Here is a 17,764-nt window from a genome sequence, read left to right as displayed (position 1 = left end):
GCGCACCGGGCCCGCTTCCTGCTGCCTTTACAGGTGCTCGGCGAGGAACGTCAGCGTGCGGCCGTGCGCGAGGGCCGACGCGCGCTGGTTGTAAGACGCGCGGTCCGTGCAGTTGAAGCCGTGCTCGGCGCCCGGGTACAGGTGGAACGACGCATTGTGGCGGCCCGCGAACGCGCCCTTCACCTGCTCGACGGCGTCGAGCGGGATCCCGTGGTCGTTCTCCGCGTAGTGGAACAGGATCGGCTGCGTGATCTTGCCGGCAAGGTCGAGCGCATTCTGGATGCCGCCGCCGTAATAGGCGACCGCCGCATCGACCTTGGCCGCAGCGGCCGCGCGGTATGCGAGCTGGCCGCCGAAGCAGTAGCCGATCGCGGCGATCTTGCCGGCGACTTCCGGGCGTGCGCGCAACGCGTCGGCGGCCGCGCCGATGTCCGCGACCGCGAGGCCGACGTCGGTTTTCTTCATCAGCTCGATGCCTTTGTCGCGATCGGCGCCTTCGTAGGTCAGCTCGACGCGCGGCTGCGTGCGCCAGAACACGTCCGGCGCGAGTGCGACGAAGCCGTCGGCCGCGTACTGGTCGGCGACCGCGCGGATGTGCGAGTTCACGCCGAAGATCTCCTGGATGATGATGACGGCGGGGCCCGTGCCGCGCTTGGGCAGCGCGAGATAGCCGCCGAAGCTGTCGTTACCGGTCGGGATGTCGATCCATTGGGCAGTCACGTTTGAACTCCTGGCGAACGGGCGCGCGACGGGCGCGCCGCGGATGGAAAAAGGGGCGGCCTAGTGTGCCACCAATCCCGTGGCGCTGCAGCGCGCGCAAGCGGCGCGCCTGCCGGGTGGGCGCGCTTGTCGAACCGGCGTCCCGCACGCGCTTCTCGCGCAGCGATCGTTTTGATCTCGATTATTCATTTTTCGAGGGCGCGCCGCTTCGATAGAGTCGACGTGTCGGCTTTTACAAAGCGCTTTCGCGCATCGTCATCGAAGGATTCACCATGTCCGCCCGTGCATTGTCCACCCCGTTTTCCGAACGCTTCGGCCTGCGCCTGCCGCTCGTGCAGGCGCCGATGGTCGGTGCGACCACGGCCGCGATGGTCGCGGCCGCATCCAATGCCGGCGCGCTCGGCAGCCTCGGCGCCGGCGCGTTCGAGCCGGACCGTCTCGCGACCGAAGTCGCCGCGATTCGCGCGGCGACCGCGCGTCCGTTCGCCGTGAACCTGTTCGTGTTGCCCGAGGCCGCGCCCGACGCGGCGACCGTCGCCCGCGCGCTCGCCGCGATCGATCCGTTGAACGCGACGCTCGGACTGCCGCCCGGCACCGTGCCCGCGCGCTACGCGCCCGACTTCCGCGCGCAGTTCGACGCGCTCGTCGCGCTGCGCGTGCCGGTCGCGAGCTTCACGTTCGGCGTGCTCGACGCGGCCGACGTCGCGCGCCTGAAGGCTGCCGGCACCTACGTGATCGGCACCGCGACGCACGTCGCCGAAGGGCTCGCGTGGCGGGCGGCCGGCGCCGACGCGCTGTCCGCGCAGGGCGCCGAAGCCGGCGGCCATCGCGGCACCTTCATCGGCTCGGCCGACGACGCGCTGATCGGCACGCTCGCGCTGGTGCCGCAGCTCGTCGATGCGACCGGCCTGCCGGTGCTCGCCGCGGGCGGCATCATGGACGGCCGCGGGATCGCCGCCGCGCTCGCGCTCGGCGCGCAGGGCGCGCAACTCGGCACCGCGTTCCTGACGTGTGTGGAAAGCGCGATCGCGGCGGACTGGAAGGCGCGGCTGCTCGCGAGCGCCGACACGTCGACGCAGGTCACGCGGGCGATCACCGGGCGTCATGCGCGCGGACTGCGCAACACGCTGATGGCGCGGCTCGGCGAACGCGCGGCCGATGCCGCGCCGTATCCGGTGCAGAATGCGCTGACGCAGCCGCTGCGCCAGGCCGCCGCGCGCGCGAACGACGGCGACTACCTGTCGCTGTGGGCCGGGCAGGGGGCGCCGCTCGCACGGCGGCGCGACGCCGCGCTGACGACGTCGCAGCTCGTCGGCGCGCTCGATGCCGAATGGCGCGCAATGGCCGCATGAACGGCTCGACGGCCGCCGGATCGGCGCGTATCGGAGCCCGTATCGCGCCGAAAACGCGCGTGCCGTCACACGCGTTTCATTCAACGATCCCCCGCACAAAATACCGAATCGAAATGACGCGGGAATGCTTTAAATCAACCTTTCGACCAGGCTGTCCGAAATTAGCGGAAACCCTTATCCGGCGGGGCTTGCAGCGATATTCGAGTAGTCATTCCAAAGTGCCCGTATCGGTAGTGTTACCACTACCCCAAAAAAGTCCCACAAATTAATTTGATCACCTACACTTGCGCGCAAGTACGGGCGGTCGGTCGCTAAAAGCGGCCGTTTCCCACGTGCTTGAGGCCAAGTGCATGAACGATGCAACCGGCGAATCGTCCAGTGATGCAAACACAGGGATGGCAGCGGGGCACCGGGCGATGGCGTTTATTGGGACCGAAACTGGAGACTTACATGAATATCAAGATGCAAAAGCTGTTGCCGATCACCGCAGCTGCGATGCTGTGCGCTGCAGCTGCAGGCAACGCAGCCGCCGATCAAGTCGTCAAGATCGGCCACGTCGCGCCGTTGACGGGCGGCATTGCACACCTGGGCAAGGACAACGAAAACGGTGCACGTCTCGCGGTCGAGGAGATCAACGCCAAGGGTCTCACGATCGGCGGCCAGAAGATCACGCTACAACTGGACCCGCAGGATGACGCGGCCGACCCGCGCCAGGCCACGCAGGTCGCGCAGAAGCTCGTCGACGACAAGGTCGTCGCGGTCATCGGCCACCTGAACTCGGGTACGTCGATCCCGGCCTCGAAGATCTACAGCGATGCGGGCATCGTGCAGATCTCGCCGTCGGCGACCAACCCGGCTTACACGCAGCAAGGCTTCAAGACCACGTATCGCGTGGTGGCGACCGATGCGCAGCAGGGCCCGGCACTCGCCGACTACGCGCATTCGAAGGGCATCAAGAGCGTCGCGGTGGTCGACGATTCGACCGCTTACGGCCAGGGTCTCGCGAACGAGTTCGAGAAGAAGGCGAAGGCGCTCGGCCTGAAGGTGCTGTCGCACGACGCGACCAACGACAAGGCGGTCGACTTCCGCGCGATCCTGACCAAGATCAAGGGCGAGAATCCGGACGCGATCATGTACGGCGGCATGGACGCCACCGGCGGCCCGTTCGCGAAACAGGCGAAGCAGCTCGGCCTGCGCGCGAAGATCTTCGCGGGCGACGGCGTGTGCACGGAGAAGCTGGCGGACCTGGCCGGCGATGCGACCGACAACGTCGTGTGCTCGGAAGCCGGTGCATCGCTCGAGAAGATGCCGGGCGGCGGCGCGTTCAAGGCGAAGTACGAGAAGCGCTTCGGCCAGCCGATCCAGATCTACGCACCGTTCACGTATGACGCGGTGTACATCGTCGCCGACGCGATGAAGCGCGCGAACTCGACGGACCCGGCGAAGATCCTCGGCGCGATGCCGGCGACGAAGTACACGGGCGTGATCGGCACCACGACCTTCGATTCGAAGGGCGACCTGCAGCACGGCGTGATCTCGCTGTACAACTACAAGGGCGGCAAGAAGACGCTGCTCGACGAAGTGAAGATGTAAGCTGAAGATCGGTCGACAGAAGGGGTGAAAGCGCGCCTGCGGCAACGCGGGCGCGCTTTCTTTTGGCGGCTCGCAGCAGGCGGTGCGTCCGCCGCGCGCTCAGATCTTCAGGTGCGCAAGCACCCTCGGCGCGATGGCCGCGACGAGCGCCGCGCACAGCGCGACAACCGACAGGCCGACGGTCAGGTTCGCGGTTTGCGCGACCGCGCCGATCACGACCGGACCGAACAGCAGTCCGAAATACGCGAGCCCGGCCACGTGCGCGAGACCTTCGGCCGCGTGGATGCCTTTCACGCGCGCGGCAGCGGCGAACAGCACGGGCATCATGTTCGCGAGGCCGAGGCCCATCAGCGTGAAACCCGTCAGCACGGCGGCCGGGTTCGGCAACAGCAGCGCGCCGATCATCCCGGCGCACGCGAGCGACGCGCTTGCGAACACGAGCTGCGGCGCGCCGAACCGCGCGCGCACCGCGTCGCCCGCGAAACGCGCGATCGCCATTCCGCCGGAGAATGCCGCATACGCGGCGCTCGCGAGCGCGGGGCTCGCCGCGACGACGTCGCGCATATAGACCGTTGCCCAGTCGTACATCGCGCCTTCGGCAATCAGCGCGATCAGCGCGATGCCGCCGAGCATCCACAGCGCGGGCGAGCGCCAGCGGTTGCCGCCGCCGTGCGCGTGCTCGTGATGCGGCACGTGCGGCAGCACGGCCGGGCTCGCGGCCACCAGCACCGCCGCGTTGATGGCCGCCGCGAGCGCGAGATGCATGGCGGGCGCCATGCCGGCCGACAGCAGCGCGCCGCCGGCCGCCGCGCCCGACATCCCGCCGATGCTGAACATCCCGTGCAGCGACGACATGATCGGCTTGCCGAGCGCGATCTCGACCGCGCTCGCCTCCGCGTTCATCGCGACGTCGAGCGTCGCCATCGAGAAGCCGAACAGCGCGAGCACGACCAGCAGCATCCAGTAGTCGGGCACGACGAGGATCAGCGCCGCGCACGCGGACATCACGAGCCCGCCCGCGAGGCACGCGGTGCGCGAGCCGACGCGCGTGATCCAGCGCGCGATCGTCAGCATCGCGGCGATCGACCCGCCCGCGACCGCGAACAGCGCGATCGACAGCAGCCCGGGGCTCAACGCGAACTTGTCGCGCACGGTCGGCACATGCACGCCCCACGACGCGTACATCATGCCGGCGACGAAGAACAGCGCCATCGTGGCCGTGCGTGCGCGCTGGCGAACCGGCAAGGCCAGCACGCGGTGCGCGTCGGGCGGCGCGGCGAAGGCGGACGAGGATCGGGAGGAAGATTCGGACACGGAATGCTCTTGAATGGACGATGCGCGGGCGCGTCGCGCCCGTCGGATTCGTCCGATTCTATCGAACCGCTTACGGTCTTGCCGGCGCGCTGGCCGTCAGGCCCGTCGCGCACGCCGCTTGCGCGGGCCGCATCTGCCATCCGGCCGATGCCCGGCGGGCCGCCGCCGCGGGTAACATCGATGCGCAGGCGGCGTACCGGAGCTTGCCCGTGTTGCGCGCCTTCGCCATCCTTGCCGCCCAGGCCTTCCGACCGCAGGAGTCACCGTGAACATCGATCCCGCCCTTGCCCTGCACCTGCTGCACCGCTGCGCGCTCGGCACGCTCGCGACCCACGCGCGCGACCCGCAAGGTTTTCCCTATCCGACGGTCGTGCCGTTCGCCCCCGACGCGAATCATCGGCCCGTGATTCTCGTGAGCGGCCTCGCCGAGCACACGCGCAATCTCGCCGCCGATCCGCGCGCGGGCTTCCTCGTCGTCGACGCGCCGGACGGCGACGTGCTGAACGCCGAGCGCGCGACGCTGCTCGGCCGCTTCGTGCCGCTCGGCGACGATCCGCATGTCGCCGCGCGCTATACGCGCTACGAACCCGACGCGGCGCGCTATCTCGCGCTCGGTGATTTCACGTTCTGGGCGCTCGACATCGAGCGGCTGCGCTATATCGGCGGGTTCGGCCGGATGGGCTGGGTGGACGGCACGGGCCTCGATGCGCTGCCGCCGCTCGGGTTCGACGACGAACGGGCGTTGTGGGACGCGTACGACGCGAGCGCCGCGCGCCGCGACGGGCTCGACCTGCTCGGCGTCGACCGCCGCGGCGCCGACTGGCGCTGCGACGGCCGCCGCGTGCGCACGCCGTTCGACCCGCTGCCGGGCGACGCCGGCGCGCTGCGCGAGCGGTTGATGGCCTGCGCGCGGGATGTGACGTGACGCCGCGGATGCCGCTTTGTCTGTTTAGCGAACCGCGCCATGTGATTTATGCAAAAACTTGTCGCCTGATGAAAGCTTCGATTTTCCCACATGCAGGGTAATTGCGTATGTTGATAGACCTATTACCGGATCGGTAATGTCCTAATCTCTACGCAAGCGCATGAAAATTTGAGAAAAGGCCGTGGCCGGTCAAAATGACATGCGCGAATTACAATTGGTCTCGGGATTTTCGTGAATCCCGCTTCTATCAAATCTTTTTTGTGCTAATCTCTGCCTTCGAAAATCCGAGGCACAAATATTCCATGAATGGTGAACCGGCTGCAGACCGGCGCCATTGATCATATAGAAAGGGAAACTATGTCTTCTTACAAGGACCTGCTGGCCCAGCGGGAGAAGCTGGAGAAGCAAATCGAAGAAGCGAAGTCGCGCGAATACGCCGAAGTGCTGAATGACGTGAAGCAGAAAATTGCCGACTACGGCTTTTCGCTCGCCGATCTCGGCCTCAGCCGCGCGAAGGCCGGCAAGGTCGGTCGTCCGCGCGCCGGCGTGGCAGCCAAGTACCGCGATCCGGAAACGGGCGCGACGTGGTCGGGCCGCGGCAAGCCGCCGCGCTGGATCGCCGGCAAGAACCGCGAACAGTTTACGATTTAAACGATCGTTTAAGTCGTCGTCTCAAAAAGAGCCGCGTATCCGTCGAGGAGCGCGGCTTTTTTGTATTCCGGCGCCGGAACGTATGCGTGTTGTCATGAAAATGTCAGAAACGGTGCGTGAATGAAAATGCGACCCGTTCGCATAAGCGATTGATTTAAATGGAAAATTTTGTGTTATCGGAATGCCGCGCGGGCTGCGTTTGATAGAATTCCGTATCCCAATCGATATCTCGTATTTCATGTCCACGTTTTCTGGCGACACGCATAGCGCGGATAAGCACGCGGTCGCGCGCAAGAGCACCTTCGTCAGTATCGTGCTGAATGTCGTGCTGGCGACGTTTCAGATCGTCGTGGGCGTGGTTGCGCATTCGCAGGCATTGATTGCCGATGGCGTCCATTCGATTTCCGATTTGATCTCGGATTTTGTCGTACTGGTTGCGAATCGCCATAGTGGTGCATCGCCGGATGCCGATCACAATTACGGACACAGCCGCTACGAGACCGTCGCGTCGCTGTTTCTCGGCGCGATCCTGATCGCGGTCGGCATCGGCATGCTCTGGCGCGCCGGCAACCGTCTCGTGAACCTCGAGAACATCCCCGCCGTCCATTTCTCCGCGCTGATCGTCGCGCTGACCGTGCTCGTGTCGAAGGAGGCGCTGTTCCGCTACATGCTGCGCGAGGCGCGGCGCGTGCGCTCGGCAATGCTCGTCGCGAACGCATGGCATGCGCGCTCGGACGCCGCATCGTCGCTCGTCGTTGCGATCGGCATCGTCGGCAGCCTCGCCGGCGTGCGGCTGCTCGACCCGATCGCCGCCGCGATCGTCGGCTTCATGGTCGCGCGCATGGGCTGGACGTTCGGCTATGACGCGCTGCAGGACCTGTCGGATCGCGCACTCGACACCGCCGCCTCGGCCGAGATCCGCGCGCTGCTCGCGGCGACGCCGGGCGTGCGCGACGTGCACGACCTGCGCACGCGCAAGATGGGCGATACGGCGCTCGTCGACGCGCACATCCTCGTCGATCCCATGATCTCCGTCTCCGAAGGGCACTACATCGCGGAAACCGCGCGTGCGCGCGTGCTGAGCGACCCGCGCGTGCTCGACGCGCTGATCCACGTCGACCCCGAGAACGACGCGGCGCGCCGTCCGGCGCTCGCGCTGCCGCCGCGCGACGAGATCACGGCGCGGCTCGAGACCGCGCTTGCGCAGCGCGGGCTGCATGCGGCCGCGATCAACCTGCACTACCTGAGCACGGGGCTCGAGATCGACGTGACGCTCGACGCCGGCGCAGGCGATACCGACGCGGCACTGGCCAGCCGGCTCGATGTCGACACGCTGAAGCGCCAGTTCGGCGCGCGCCGGATCGGTTTCACGCGCGGGCTGCCTGCGCAGGCGTGAGCGGCGCCGTCGAACGCGTCGCGTGCGTTACAGCGGCAATTGCGTGTCGAACTTGATTTCGCGCAGCACGACGCTCGTGCGCACCTGCGACACGGCCGGGATCTTGAAGATGCGTTCGTGCAGGAACACGTCGTAGGCCTTGATGTCGGGGGCGACGATCTTGAGGATGTAGTCGGCTTCACCCGTCGTGCTGTAGCACTCGGTGACTTCCGGGCAGGTCGCGATCTCGCGCTCGAACTGCTCGACGCCGCCTTCGTTGTGGCGGGTCAGGTGCACGTGCGCGAGCGCGCACACGTGCAGGCCGAGTTTCTCGCGGTCGAGCAGCGCGGTGTAGCGCTGGATCACGCCGGACTGTTCCATGTCCTTGATGCGGCGCCAGCACGGCGTGCTCGACAGGCCGACCTGGTCGGAGATTTCCTGTACGGAACGGCGCGCGTCGAGCTGCAACAGGCGAAGGATTTTTTGCGAAAAGGAATCGAGCGTCACCTGCGCCTCCATGCGGCAGCTACAACACGCTGAATGTTAGAGGGCCGGGGAAGGAAAGGCAATCTGGCGGCGCGCCGGTGAGCGAGATTCGCTAATTTGCGCGCGGATCCGTGGGGTTTTGTCCCACCCCTGCCTGTTCCGACCGGTCGGTGTCGGCCACCGCGAGGCCCGCGAGCGCCGCCTGCTGACGGCGCAGGTCGGCGAGCATGTTGCAGAACAGTGCGCCTTGCTCGATCGCGTCGTCGAGCGCGACGTGCGTGTGCGGGTGATCGTCGAACCAGTGCTTCGGAAAGCGCGGCTTGATCGCCTTGCGGTACGGCAGGCCCGTCATCGCGAACGCGAGCGTCTTGATGTCGAGCGCCGACCACGAGAACGGGCAGCGTCCGGCGAAGCGCATCATGTACCAGAACATGAACGTGAAATCGAAGCCGGCCGGCATCGCGACGAACACCGGCTTGCCCGGCAGCGCCTCGACCCACTCGACGTACGCGACCAGCGCGGCCTCGGGCGCCTGCAGGTCGCGCCGGCATGCGGCCCACGCGTCGGGCTCCGTCTTCCACCACGCTTCCTGCACCGGATGGGCTTGCGCGCCAGGCAGCGTCTCGAGGTTCGCCGAGAACGTCGCGATCAGCTGCTTGTCCTCGGTATAGGCGGCCGACGCGAAGCTCAGCATCGAGTGCGGGCCGGGAATCGGGCCGTCGGCCTCGACGTCGGTGCTGACGTAGATTTCGGGGATGGCGGTCTGGTTCATCCGAACACCTTGTCGGACACGAACGGATTCGTGCGGCGCTCGTCGCCGAAGGTCGACACCGGGCCGTGGCCCGGCACGAACGTGACGTCGTCGCCGAGCGGCCAGAGCTTCTCCTTGATCGAGCGCACGAGGTCCGCATGGTTGCCGCGCGGGAAATCGGTACGGCCGATCGAGCCGGCGAACAGCACATCGCCGACGATCGCGACGCGATGCGCGCGGCTGAAGAACACGACGTGGCCGGGCGTGTGGCCGGGGCAGTGATAGACCTCGAGCGTCTCGTCGCCGAACTGCACGGTGTCGCCGTCGTTCAGCCAGTGGTCCGGCTCGAACGTCTCGGCGGCCGGGAAGCCGAAGCGCTGGCTCTGCATCGGCAGTTGCTCGATCCAGAAGCGCTCGTCTTCCTGCGGCCCCACGATCGGCACGCCGTAGCGCGTCGCGAGCGCCTTCGCGCCCGCGCAGTGATCGACGTGGCCGTGCGTGAGCAGCACCTTCTCGACCTGCACGTTCTGCCGCGCGATCTCCTGTTCGATCCGTTCGAGATCGCCGCCCGGATCGACGATGGCGGCGCGGCCGGTCTTTTCGCAGACGAGCAGCGAGCAGTTCTGCTGGAACGGCGTGACCGGAATGAGCGTGACTTTCATGGAGGCACCGGCGGCTAAAAGGAGCGATTGTACCGGTCGCGCGCGCTGCCTGCCGGCCCTGCGGAGCAGTGTCGGACACGCTTCCGCGGGCAATCCCCGAGCATCCCGATTGTTACCGCCATAGTGAGAATCAATGGTCCGGACGGGGTGCTTTTCGAGATGGGCTTTTGGTTTATGTATAATGCGCTCCATTGCACGTGAATTTCACGCAATTCGCTGGTGTTTCGACCCCGTTGAATGGGGTGTCGGATTCACCGTCAAGCATCGACCGCCGGGGAGTCCGGCGGTGTATCCAGCACCGAGCATTCGGTGCTCACGTCTTGTCCGGCCGGGTGCTGCGCGCCCGTCTGCGGCCCTGCTGCCGCGCCGCCGGATGAGGCCTGTGCCGCCGTTCCTGTGCGTTGGCTGTACGCGACGCGCGCGAACGTGAAAGCCATGTTCGATGGCGGCATGTGGGGTCTGGTCAGGCTGCCGGGGACAGGTTGCGCCAGACGTGAAAACTAATCAGGACGGTTGCGGCAGAGACGAAAGCCGCGCCCATGCTAGCCGCCTGCTCGCGTATCCGAGCGGGGCGTGCACGCATTTGCCGTCCGGGCCGCGTATCTGCGTTGTTGAGCAGCGTTGCGTTGGTGCGGCCCGAACCAGAAGGCGACACGTCGATGAATTTTCGTTTTCCGACTCGATTCGGGACCATTGCATTATTTTTTGCGCTGACGGGCTGTGCGGTGCCACCCAGCCAGACCACCGGCAGTGCCAACCAGAAGAACGCGGTCGGCAAGACGGCCGCGGCCGCGAAAGCGGATGACGATAAGCAGCAACTGAATTTCGATTCCGCGCTGGCATCGATGCCGGCTGCCGACAGCAAGGACGCGAAGAAGTCGTCGCTGGCCGACGCCGAGCCGATCGACGGCAAGGATGTGTCCGACTTCCGCCAGACGGGCCGGGCATCGTGGTATGGCCGGGATTTCCACGGCCGCCGCACCGCGAACGGCGAGCGCTTCAACATGAATGCGCTGACCGCCGCGCACCGCACGCTGCCGCTGTCGTCGTACATCAAGGTGACGAACTCGTCGACCGGCAAGTGGGTCGTCGTGAAGGTCAACGACCGCGGGCCGTACAAGCGCGGCCGCGTGCTCGACCTGTCGTATGCCGCTGCCAGGATGATCGGCCTCGTGCACGCCGGCACGGGCCGCGTGAAGATCGAAGGGCTGTCGCCGCAGGAAGCGCGCGAGGCACGCGACGAAATGTTGGCGTCGGTCTCGGCGAAGTAACGCGGCGGTTCGTCCGCCCATGCAAAAGGGCTGCCTTCGGGCAGCCCTTTTGCGTTTCCGCGGGCCGGGCGGCGGATGCCGCCCGCGCTCGCGCGTCAGCCTTCCTTCAGCGCGAGCGCGCGCGCATACAGCGCGTTGCGCGACGCACCCGTCAGCGCGGCCGCGAGCTTCGCCGCGCTCTTCACCGGCACTTCTTCCAGCAGCAGTTTGAGCAGCGCGTCGTGCGCGGTGTCGTCGGCCTCGCCGCTGTCGGCTGGCGCGCCTTCGACGACCAGCACGAACTCGCCGCGCTGCCGGTTCGCATCGCCGTCGAGCCAGCTCTGTCCTTCGGCCAGGGTGCCCTGGAACAGTTGCTCGTGTAGCTTGGTGAGCTCGCGTGCGATCAGCAGCCGGCGCGCGGGGCCGAACGCGTCGGCGAGTGCCGCGACGGTCTCGGCGATCCGGTGCGGCGCTTCGTAGAACACCAGCGCGTACGGGTGCCGCACGAGCGCCTGCAGCGCGCTCGCGCGCTGCTTCGCCTTCGGCGGCAGGAAGCCCGCGAACGTGAACGCGCCGGCCCAGTCACCCGCCACGCTCAGCGCGGTCACGGCCGCGCTCGCGCCCGGCAGCGGAATCACCGCGAAGCCGGCCGCGCGCACGGCGTCGACGAGCCGCGCGCCGGGGTCCGAGATGCCGGGTGTGCCGGCGTCCGACACGTACGCGACGCGTTCGCCTGCGCGCAGCAGCTCGATCACGCGCAGCGCCGCTTCGCGTTCGTTGTGCTCGTGCACGGCGACGAGCGGTTTCGAGATGCCGTAGCGGGCTAGCAGCTGGCCCGTATTGCGGGTGTCTTCGGCCGCGATGCGGTCGGCGAGGCCGAGCACGTGCAGTGCGCGCAGCGTGATGTCGGCGGTGTTGCCGATCGGCGTCGCGACCACGTAGAGCGCGGCGTCCGGGTAATGCTGCGTTTTCGCGAGTTCGAGGAGGGCAGTCATGGCAGGCAATGCGCGCAATCGCGGCGCAAGCGGAACAAGGACGGCATTGTGCCACGCGGCGCCGGCCGCGCAGGGCAGCGGGCGCGGTTTGCCGCCCGGCGGCGGCAACTTTTCCCGCGCGGCGCGATCCAGATCGGTGGGTGCGACGTTCGAGCAGCGCGCGCGGCAATTCCTGGAGCGCCGCGGCCTCGTATGCGTCGCGGCGAACGTGACGATGCGCGGCGGCGAGCTCGACCTCGTGATGCGCACGCCCGACGGCACGCTCGTGTTCGTCGAGGTGCGCGCGCGGCGCAGCAGCCGGCACGGCGGCGCGGCCGCGAGCGTCGGCTGGCGCAAGCGGCGGCGTCTGGTCGCGGCCGCGCTCCATTTCTGGGTGCGGCACGGCGCGGGCGCCGCGTGCCGTTTCGACGTCGTCGCGTTCGAGGCCGGCCGGCTCGAGTGGCTGCGTGACGCATTTCGTGCCGACGATGCGTAGCCGCGAGCTGTGACGAGATGTAAAGAGTTCTTGCCATACCGCCGGAGAGGATGCCGGAGTGCGGTAAACTCGCCGCACCCATGACGTTGCGCGCGGCGTGCCACGCGCCCAGTTCACCAGGAATCGATGTCAGTCGAACGTATTCAGCAACATTTCCGCGACAGCGCCGCGCTTCACGCCGAAGCGGCCGATGCGCTGTCGCTGCCGATCGCGGCCGCGGTCGACGCGATGTTCGCCGCGCTGGCGAACGGCAACAAGATCGTCGCGTGCGGCGACGGCCCGTCGGCTGCCGCCGCGCACTACCTCGCCGTGTCGCTCGTCGGCGGCTTCGAGCGCGAGCGTCCGGGCCTGCCCGCGATCGCGCTGGCCACCGATGCGTCGCAGGGCGGCCTCATGGGGGCGTTGGCCGCCGACCAGCTGTTCGCGCAGCAGGTGCGCGTGCTCGGGCAGACCGGCGACATCCTGCTGGTGCTCGACGCGAGCGGCGCGTCGCCGCGCGTGCTGGCCGCGATCGACGAGGCGCACGAGCGCGAGATGACCGTCGTCGCGCTGACGGGCGGCAGCGACCACGCCATCGCGGCCGCGCTGTCCGACACCGATATTCCGATCAGCGTGCCCGCCTCGCGTGCGGCGCGCGTCCACGAAGTCCATCTGCTGACCATCCACTGCCTGTGCGACGGCATCGACGCGATGCTGCTGGGTGAGGATTGAACGAAGGAGAGCCGTCGATGAATCAAAGCCGCGTCAAACAGACGCTCGTCAGAACCACCTTGCTCGCCGCGCTGACGGCGGGCCTCGCGCTGTCGCTGCAGGGCTGCGTGCTCGGCGTGCTGGGTGCGGCGGCCGGCGGCGGCGCGCTGATCGCGACCGATCGCCGCACGCTCGGCGCGCAGACCGAGGATCGCGAGATCCAGGTCAAGTCGCTCACGCAGATCAACAACGGGCTGCCGGACCAGTCGCACGTGAACGTCACGGTGTTCAACCGCCGTGTGCTGCTGACGGGCGAAGTGCCGAACAACGCGTCGAAGCAGCGCGCCGAGGAAATCGTGCGCGGCATCAACAACGTGAACGCGATCGTCAACGAGCTGTCGGTCGAGCCGGCATCGTCGCTGTCGTCGCGCGCGAACGACTCGTACCTCGAAGGGCGCGTGAAGTCCGAGCTGATCGCGACGAAGGGGCTGTCGGCGAACTACTACAAGGTCGTCAGCGAGCGCGGCAACATCTACCTGATGGGGCTCGTGACGGTCGACGAAGGCAATCGCGGCGCCGATGCGGCGAGCCAGGTGCCGGGCGTCGAGAAGGTCGTGAAGGTGTTCCAGTACGTCAAGCCGCAGGACGCGCAGGCATTGCAGGCCGCGTCGCCGAGCGATGCGTCCGGTGCGCAGGCCGCGGCCGCCCCCGCGGATGCCGCGACAGTCGGTGCGGTGCCCGATGCGTCGGTCCAGTCCACGCCGCTGCAGCCGCCCGCGCCGATCTCGAATTCGTCGAGCGTGCACCCGGGCAACCCGAAGGCAACGCCGCAATGAAGTCGATGCAGATGAAGATCCGGCAATGGATGGTGCAGGGCGCCGCGGCCGCGGGGCTCGCGGCAGCGGCGCTCGGCACGGCGCATGCGGACGTCGGCGACGGCCTGAAGGTCGCGCGCAGCAACGCCTGCATGGGCTGCCACGCGGTGGACCGCAAGCTCGTCGGCCCGTCGTTCAAGGATATCGCCGCCCGCTACAAGTCCGATCCGCAGGCCGCCGCGAAGCTGTCGAAGAAGGTGAAGGACGGCGGCTCCGGCGTCTGGGGCGCGATTCCGATGCCGGCGCACCCGCGCATGAGCGACGCGGATCTGCGTTCCGTGGTCGAATGGGTGCTGGCCGGCGCGCCGTCGAAGTGACGCATTCGGCGGTGACGGAACCCCTATTGCCAAGCGCGGAAATGCATGTGTATGATGGTGGACTGTTGGGGCGGTAGCTCAGCTGGGAGAGCGTCGCGTTCGCAATGCGAAGGTCGGGAGTTCGATCCTCCTCCGCTCCACCAACAAGATTCCTCGTTGCACCAAAGTTTGACCAGAAAACCCCGCCGGGCTTGGCTCCGCGGGGTTTTTTGTTTTTATCGTCTACAATGTTCTACACGTAGTTACCACCGTTTGGATGGGGTTGCTTTGGTGGTTACTGTCAGATGCCGGAAATATGTTACCCCTGCCATGACAGAAGGAGCCCGGAAATCCTTGTCGGATGAGGCCGTGGACGCGGCCCCCCCGCTCCAAGGCTTAGCGCATGTACGACAGCAAGGGGGGTATCTCGAAATCCATCCGAATGGGGGTAAATAGTGGCGCCTGAAGTTCAGGTTTGAAGGGTGCGAAAAGCGGCTGTCGCTGGGCGTGTTTTCCGAGGTGAAGGTTAGCGAGGCTCGCGAGCGTCGCGACCAGGCGCGCGAACTGCTTGTCGCGGGCGTCGATCCCGGCGAGCTTCGGAAGCAGGAACGCGCAGCCCAGCTTGAACACCGAGTGCGGCGTCCTGCTGCGCTTCACGATCGATAACGATGGAGCACTGTCATTGCGCCTTGGCACTCGCCAGCTTAGTTTGACCGCCGCTGAAACCGCAGAGCTTTGCGCGTTTCTGAACGCGACTCGCACCGTTACACCGAGGGCTTGAACATGGCATTGACGGATTTGACGGTTCGCAACGCAAAACCTATCCCGGAGAAGCAGCAGAAGCTGTTCGACGAGCGCGGCCTATATTTGCTTGTTACCCCCGCTGGGGGGAAGTGGTGGCGGCTGAAGTACCGGTTCGGCGGTAAGGAGAAGAGCCTGTCGATGGGCGTCTATCCAGACATTAGTCTGAAGGAAGCGCGTGAGCGTCGGGATGCTGCCCGTAAGTTGCTCGCGAACGGCGTAGATCCGGGCGTACAGCGCAAGGTTCAAAAAGCTACAGCCAACGAGCGCGCCGCCAATACTTTTGAGGCCGTAGCCCGCGAGTGGTACGCGAAACATGCACCCAGTTGGGCGCCAAGCCACGGCGAGAAGATCATCCGTAGGCTAGAGCGAGATGTTTTTCCATGGATTGGCGCTCGCCCGATTGCCGACGTGAAAGCGCCCGAATTGCTCGGTGTCCTGCGTCGCATTGAGGGGCGCGGCGTACTGGAAACGGCGCACCGTGCGTTGCAGAACAGCGGGCAAGTGTTCCGCTACGCAGTTGCGACAGGGCGGGCTGAGCGCGATCCGTCTGGCGATCTGCGGGGCGCGTTGCCGCCTTGGCAGCCTAAACACTATGCGTCGATCACGGAACCAACCAAGGTGGCAGAAATGCTGCGGGCGTTTGAAGCTTTTAGCGGGACATTCGTCGTGCAATGTGCGCTGCGACTCGCGCCTCTTTTGTTCGTGCGGCCCGGCGAGTTACGCATGGCGAAGTGGGCGGAATTCGATCTGGACCGGGCGGAATGGCGCTACACCGTGACGAAGACAAAGACCGAACACTTGGTGCCGCTCGCGGCTCAGGCCGTTGCGACTTTGCGCGAACTGCACGCCCTCACCGGCAACCGGGAGTATGTGTTCCCCGGTCGCGACCCGAAGAAACCTATGAGCGAGGCGGCAATCAATGCAGGCCTGCGACGCATGGGCTTCGACACGAAAACGGAAATTACCGGCCACGGCTTCCGGGCGATGGCGCGCACGATACTGCATGAGCAATTGCATTTTCCCGCGGAGGTGATCGAACACCAACTGGCACACAAGGTGCCGGATGCGCTTGGGACGGCCTATAACCGGACCAAGTTCATCACCGACCGGACTCGGATGATGCAGGCGTGGGCGGACTATCTCGATTCGCTCAAGGCCGGCGCCACGGTCGTTCCCAGAGAGGAGTTGCATGGTGAGTAGCCAGCGAATCCAACACTCGTGCAAATTTCGCTTTTTTCAAACACGGGAACGGAATGAGGAAGCTGTACAAAGTAAAGCGCACCTATTCTCTTGACGAAGCTGCCGAGCGTTTGTCGCTTACGCTCGATGAGCCTGTCACCCAAGCAGACATTATCCGATTGATGGCCGATGGCGAGCTTGGCATTTTTTGGTGTCTCGAAGATGTGCCGTTGCGGCCGATCACCCCGTACACATTGCTTGGTGACACTCGTGCGGTATGTCTTGACACGGTAGACGGCGCGACAATCAAGTACCTGTCCGGCGTGTTCCGTGTCGACATGCAGGTGAATTCAACAGCCCGCGAATGGGTACGGAAACTCGCAAGCGAGCTGGAATGGAGCGCCAACTGGTCGAAAAGCGCGACGGTGTTGGTTGGTCCGGACGGCTCGATATGGGAGCTAATGAAGCACGATCCTCAGCAAGGACTTTCTGGGCAGGACAATTTTCATTGGGATCCGCGTTTTCCCGAGCTTGCTGAGATTGTGGTTATCGGTGACGAACTGGAGCGGTTCGAGTCACGGTTCTCAAGTCCGGAGCGGCAATTGGCCGGCGGTGAAACTGTCGAACTGTCCAGCAAAGAGCGCGCGACGTTCCAGAAAGTGGCGGGTGTTCTGGCGCTCACGCTGGCGAAACAGGCCAATCGCTATAGGAATGGCGATGCGCCGAACGCCAATCAGATCGCCGCCGCAGTCGGCGAAATTCTTGACGCACTTCCGGACGCTAACCGACACGGGCTGAGTTCATCCAATATTCGAGCCACTATCAAGGCTGGGTTGGAGCTCTTGATCGGTTAGCTGATTTGCCAGTTGGCAGCGGGTTTTGCCAACTGGCGATTTCGCCGCCCCCGCTCATGTGTAATGGCGCCGTGTTCAACGACCTTTTGCGAGGTTTCAAGCATGGCGACCAAAGTAGTCGGCACGCCCTCGAACAGCGGCGCGCATCTTCCCGAATCTGCATCCCTGCCGCTCGACGGTTTTTCGCGTTGGAGCGATATACGCGCCTTTGTTCCGTTCAGCCGCGAGACACTTCGCAAACGTGAACTGGAGGGCCGCTTCCCACGCCGTCAGCATTTCTCACAACGTTGCGCCGCATGGCCCAACCGCGAGCTGCACCGCTGGTTTTCCGATCCTGTGAACTATCGCGCGGAGGAAGTGTAATGGGCTCCCTACATGTGCATGTCGAAGTGCTCTTCGACAATCCGGGCCTCGCCGTAGTGCGGACAAGCACGGTGTCGCAGAAATCTCCGGTATCTATGCTCGTGCGGCTGGATCAGGTGCTTGTCGTGCTGAGCATGCTGGGTGTGCTCCCTGT

Annotated in this window: 20 protein-coding genes and 1 tRNA gene; 15 read left to right on the top strand and 6 right to left on the bottom strand. The window is 65.9% G+C overall.

Annotated elements, in window-relative coordinates:
* Positions 1–27: 27 nt before the first annotated feature.
* Positions 28–720: a dienelactone hydrolase family protein gene (locus tag DIE22_RS26425; RefSeq protein WP_124606453.1), complete on the bottom strand. Its 693-nt coding sequence runs from the start codon at positions 718–720 to the stop codon at positions 28–30.
* A 272-nt stretch (positions 721–992) separates the two neighbouring features.
* Between DIE22_RS26425 and DIE22_RS26420 the strand changes: the two genes are divergently transcribed.
* Positions 993–2,072, top strand: coding sequence for a nitronate monooxygenase family protein (locus tag DIE22_RS26420; RefSeq protein WP_124606452.1), 1,080 nt, complete (start codon positions 993–995; stop codon positions 2,070–2,072).
* A gap of 450 nt (positions 2,073–2,522) precedes the next feature.
* Positions 2,523–3,665, top strand: a complete 1,143-nt coding sequence (locus DIE22_RS26415; protein WP_124500331.1) for a branched-chain amino acid ABC transporter substrate-binding protein — start codon at positions 2,523–2,525, stop codon at positions 3,663–3,665.
* A gap of 99 nt (positions 3,666–3,764) precedes the next feature.
* On the opposite strand, the gene DIE22_RS26410 is transcribed toward DIE22_RS26415, so the two are convergent.
* Entirely contained in the window at positions 3,765–4,979 is a 1,215-nt protein-coding gene (locus DIE22_RS26410) for an MFS transporter (protein ID WP_124500332.1), read from the bottom strand.
* 265 nt (positions 4,980–5,244) lie between these two features.
* Here DIE22_RS26410 and DIE22_RS26405 point away from each other — a divergent pair, with 265 nt between their 5' ends.
* From DIE22_RS26405 to DIE22_RS26395, 3 genes are all read left to right on the top strand, one after another.
* Positions 5,245–5,904, top strand: coding sequence for a HugZ family protein (locus DIE22_RS26405; protein WP_124500333.1), 660 nt, complete (start codon positions 5,245–5,247; stop codon positions 5,902–5,904).
* 357 nt (positions 5,905–6,261) lie between these two features.
* Positions 6,262–6,555 carry an H-NS family nucleoid-associated regulatory protein gene (locus DIE22_RS26400; protein ID WP_124500375.1) on the top strand — a complete coding sequence of 98 codons (294 nt, stop codon included), beginning with the start codon at positions 6,262–6,264 and terminating at the stop codon, positions 6,553–6,555.
* A gap of 238 nt (positions 6,556–6,793) precedes the next feature.
* Entirely contained in the window at positions 6,794–7,951 is a 1,158-nt protein-coding gene (locus DIE22_RS26395; RefSeq protein WP_124500334.1) for a cation diffusion facilitator family transporter, read from the top strand.
* Between the two features lie 27 nt (positions 7,952–7,978).
* Here DIE22_RS26395 and DIE22_RS26390 read toward each other — a convergent pair whose 3' ends face one another.
* The 3 genes from DIE22_RS26390 to DIE22_RS26380 all read right to left on the bottom strand — a co-directional run bounded on the left by DIE22_RS26390 (position 7,979) and on the right by DIE22_RS26380 (position 9,829).
* Positions 7,979–8,449 carry an Lrp/AsnC family transcriptional regulator gene (locus DIE22_RS26390; RefSeq protein ID WP_006477376.1) on the bottom strand — a complete coding sequence of 157 codons (471 nt, stop codon included), beginning with the start codon at positions 8,447–8,449 and terminating at the stop codon, positions 7,979–7,981.
* Between the two features lie 79 nt (positions 8,450–8,528).
* Positions 8,529–9,188: an exonuclease gene (locus DIE22_RS26385; protein ID WP_124500335.1), complete on the bottom strand. Its 660-nt coding sequence runs from the start codon at positions 9,186–9,188 to the stop codon at positions 8,529–8,531.
* Complete coding sequence (locus tag DIE22_RS26380; protein ID WP_124500336.1) at positions 9,185–9,829, bottom strand: MBL fold metallo-hydrolase; 645 nt, start codon at positions 9,827–9,829, stop codon at positions 9,185–9,187. The genes DIE22_RS26385 and DIE22_RS26380 overlap by 4 nt, the downstream gene beginning before the upstream one ends.
* A gap of 659 nt (positions 9,830–10,488) precedes the next feature.
* On the opposite strand from DIE22_RS26380, the gene DIE22_RS26370 reads away from it, so the two are divergent.
* Positions 10,489–11,100: a septal ring lytic transglycosylase RlpA family protein gene (locus DIE22_RS26370; RefSeq protein WP_124500338.1), complete on the top strand. Its 612-nt coding sequence runs from the start codon at positions 10,489–10,491 to the stop codon at positions 11,098–11,100.
* 95 nt (positions 11,101–11,195) lie between these two features.
* Here DIE22_RS26370 and rsmI read toward each other — a convergent pair whose 3' ends face one another.
* Positions 11,196–12,074, bottom strand: coding sequence for a 16S rRNA (cytidine(1402)-2'-O)-methyltransferase (gene rsmI, locus DIE22_RS26365; RefSeq protein WP_124500339.1), 879 nt, complete (start codon positions 12,072–12,074; stop codon positions 11,196–11,198).
* Positions 12,075–12,120: 46 nt separating this feature from the next.
* Here rsmI and DIE22_RS26360 point away from each other — a divergent pair, with 46 nt between their 5' ends.
* The 9 genes from DIE22_RS26360 (at position 12,121) to DIE22_RS26320 (ending at position 17,610) form a co-directional block, all read left to right on the top strand.
* Entirely contained in the window at positions 12,121–12,549 is a 429-nt protein-coding gene (locus DIE22_RS26360; RefSeq protein WP_124500376.1) for a YraN family protein, read from the top strand.
* 126 nt (positions 12,550–12,675) lie between these two features.
* Positions 12,676–13,260: an SIS domain-containing protein gene (locus tag DIE22_RS26355; RefSeq protein ID WP_124500340.1), complete on the top strand. Its 585-nt coding sequence runs from the start codon at positions 12,676–12,678 to the stop codon at positions 13,258–13,260.
* Between the two features lie 17 nt (positions 13,261–13,277).
* Positions 13,278–14,075, top strand: coding sequence for a BON domain-containing protein (locus DIE22_RS26350; RefSeq protein ID WP_124500341.1), 798 nt, complete (start codon positions 13,278–13,280; stop codon positions 14,073–14,075).
* Positions 14,072–14,431 (top strand): c-type cytochrome, encoded by a 360-nt coding sequence (locus tag DIE22_RS26345; protein ID WP_124500342.1) that lies wholly within the window; start codon positions 14,072–14,074, stop codon positions 14,429–14,431. The genes DIE22_RS26350 and DIE22_RS26345 overlap by 4 nt, the downstream gene beginning before the upstream one ends.
* A gap of 67 nt (positions 14,432–14,498) precedes the next feature.
* A tRNA-Ala gene (locus tag DIE22_RS26340) sits at positions 14,499–14,574 on the top strand.
* Positions 14,575–14,917: 343 nt separating this feature from the next.
* The gene (locus DIE22_RS39245; RefSeq protein WP_311767755.1) at positions 14,918–15,076 is read left to right on the top strand and encodes a hypothetical protein; all 159 of its coding nucleotides are present in this window, start codon (positions 14,918–14,920) and stop codon (positions 15,074–15,076) included.
* A gap of 117 nt (positions 15,077–15,193) precedes the next feature.
* On the top strand, positions 15,194–16,414 hold the full coding sequence (locus DIE22_RS26330) for a tyrosine-type recombinase/integrase (protein WP_124606451.1): 1,221 nt from the start codon (positions 15,194–15,196) through the stop codon (positions 16,412–16,414).
* Positions 16,415–16,467: 53 nt separating this feature from the next.
* Positions 16,468–17,247 carry a hypothetical protein gene (locus tag DIE22_RS26325; protein ID WP_124606450.1) on the top strand — a complete coding sequence of 260 codons (780 nt, stop codon included), beginning with the start codon at positions 16,468–16,470 and terminating at the stop codon, positions 17,245–17,247.
* Positions 17,248–17,349: 102 nt separating this feature from the next.
* The gene (locus DIE22_RS26320) at positions 17,350–17,610 is read left to right on the top strand and encodes an AlpA family transcriptional regulator (protein WP_124606449.1); all 261 of its coding nucleotides are present in this window, start codon (positions 17,350–17,352) and stop codon (positions 17,608–17,610) included.
* Positions 17,611–17,764: the final 154 nt, after the last annotated feature.

Source organism: Burkholderia sp. Bp9142, from assembly GCF_003853415.1.
GTDB lineage: Bacteria > Pseudomonadota > Gammaproteobacteria > Burkholderiales > Burkholderiaceae > Burkholderia.
Note: the sequence above shows the minus strand (reverse complement) of the source record. Positions and strands in the feature narration are given on the sequence as shown.

Bases quoted from the DNA above. Each gene is read 5' to 3' on its own strand.
- DIE22_RS26350 (WP_124500341.1), top strand. From the start codon at position 13,278: ATGAATCAAAGCCGCGTCAAACAGACGCTCGTCAGAACCACCTTGCTC.
- DIE22_RS26355 (WP_124500340.1), top strand. From the start codon at position 12,676: ATGTCAGTCGAACGTATTCAGCAACATTTCCGCGACAGCGCCGCGCTT.
- DIE22_RS26395 (WP_124500334.1), top strand. From the start codon at position 6,794: ATGTCCACGTTTTCTGGCGACACGCATAGCGCGGATAAGCACGCGGTC.
- DIE22_RS26420 (WP_124606452.1), top strand. From the start codon at position 993: ATGTCCGCCCGTGCATTGTCCACCCCGTTTTCCGAACGCTTCGGCCTG.
- DIE22_RS26380 (WP_124500336.1), bottom strand. From the start codon at position 9,829: ATGAAAGTCACGCTCATTCCGGTCACGCCGTTCCAGCAGAACTGCTCG.
- DIE22_RS26370 (WP_124500338.1), top strand. From the start codon at position 10,489: ATGAATTTTCGTTTTCCGACTCGATTCGGGACCATTGCATTATTTTTT.
- DIE22_RS26320 (WP_124606449.1), top strand. From the start codon at position 17,350: ATGGCGACCAAAGTAGTCGGCACGCCCTCGAACAGCGGCGCGCATCTT.
- DIE22_RS26345 (WP_124500342.1), top strand. From the start codon at position 14,072: ATGAAGTCGATGCAGATGAAGATCCGGCAATGGATGGTGCAGGGCGCC.
- DIE22_RS26400 (WP_124500375.1), top strand. From the start codon at position 6,262: ATGTCTTCTTACAAGGACCTGCTGGCCCAGCGGGAGAAGCTGGAGAAG.
- DIE22_RS26390 (WP_006477376.1), bottom strand. From the start codon at position 8,449: ATGGAGGCGCAGGTGACGCTCGATTCCTTTTCGCAAAAAATCCTTCGC.
- DIE22_RS26415 (WP_124500331.1), top strand. From the start codon at position 2,523: ATGAATATCAAGATGCAAAAGCTGTTGCCGATCACCGCAGCTGCGATG.
- rsmI (WP_124500339.1), bottom strand. From the start codon at position 12,074: ATGACTGCCCTCCTCGAACTCGCGAAAACGCAGCATTACCCGGACGCC.
- DIE22_RS26325 (WP_124606450.1), top strand. From the start codon at position 16,468: ATGAGGAAGCTGTACAAAGTAAAGCGCACCTATTCTCTTGACGAAGCT.
- DIE22_RS26330 (WP_124606451.1), top strand. From the start codon at position 15,194: ATGGCATTGACGGATTTGACGGTTCGCAACGCAAAACCTATCCCGGAG.
- DIE22_RS26385 (WP_124500335.1), bottom strand. From the start codon at position 9,188: ATGAACCAGACCGCCATCCCCGAAATCTACGTCAGCACCGACGTCGAG.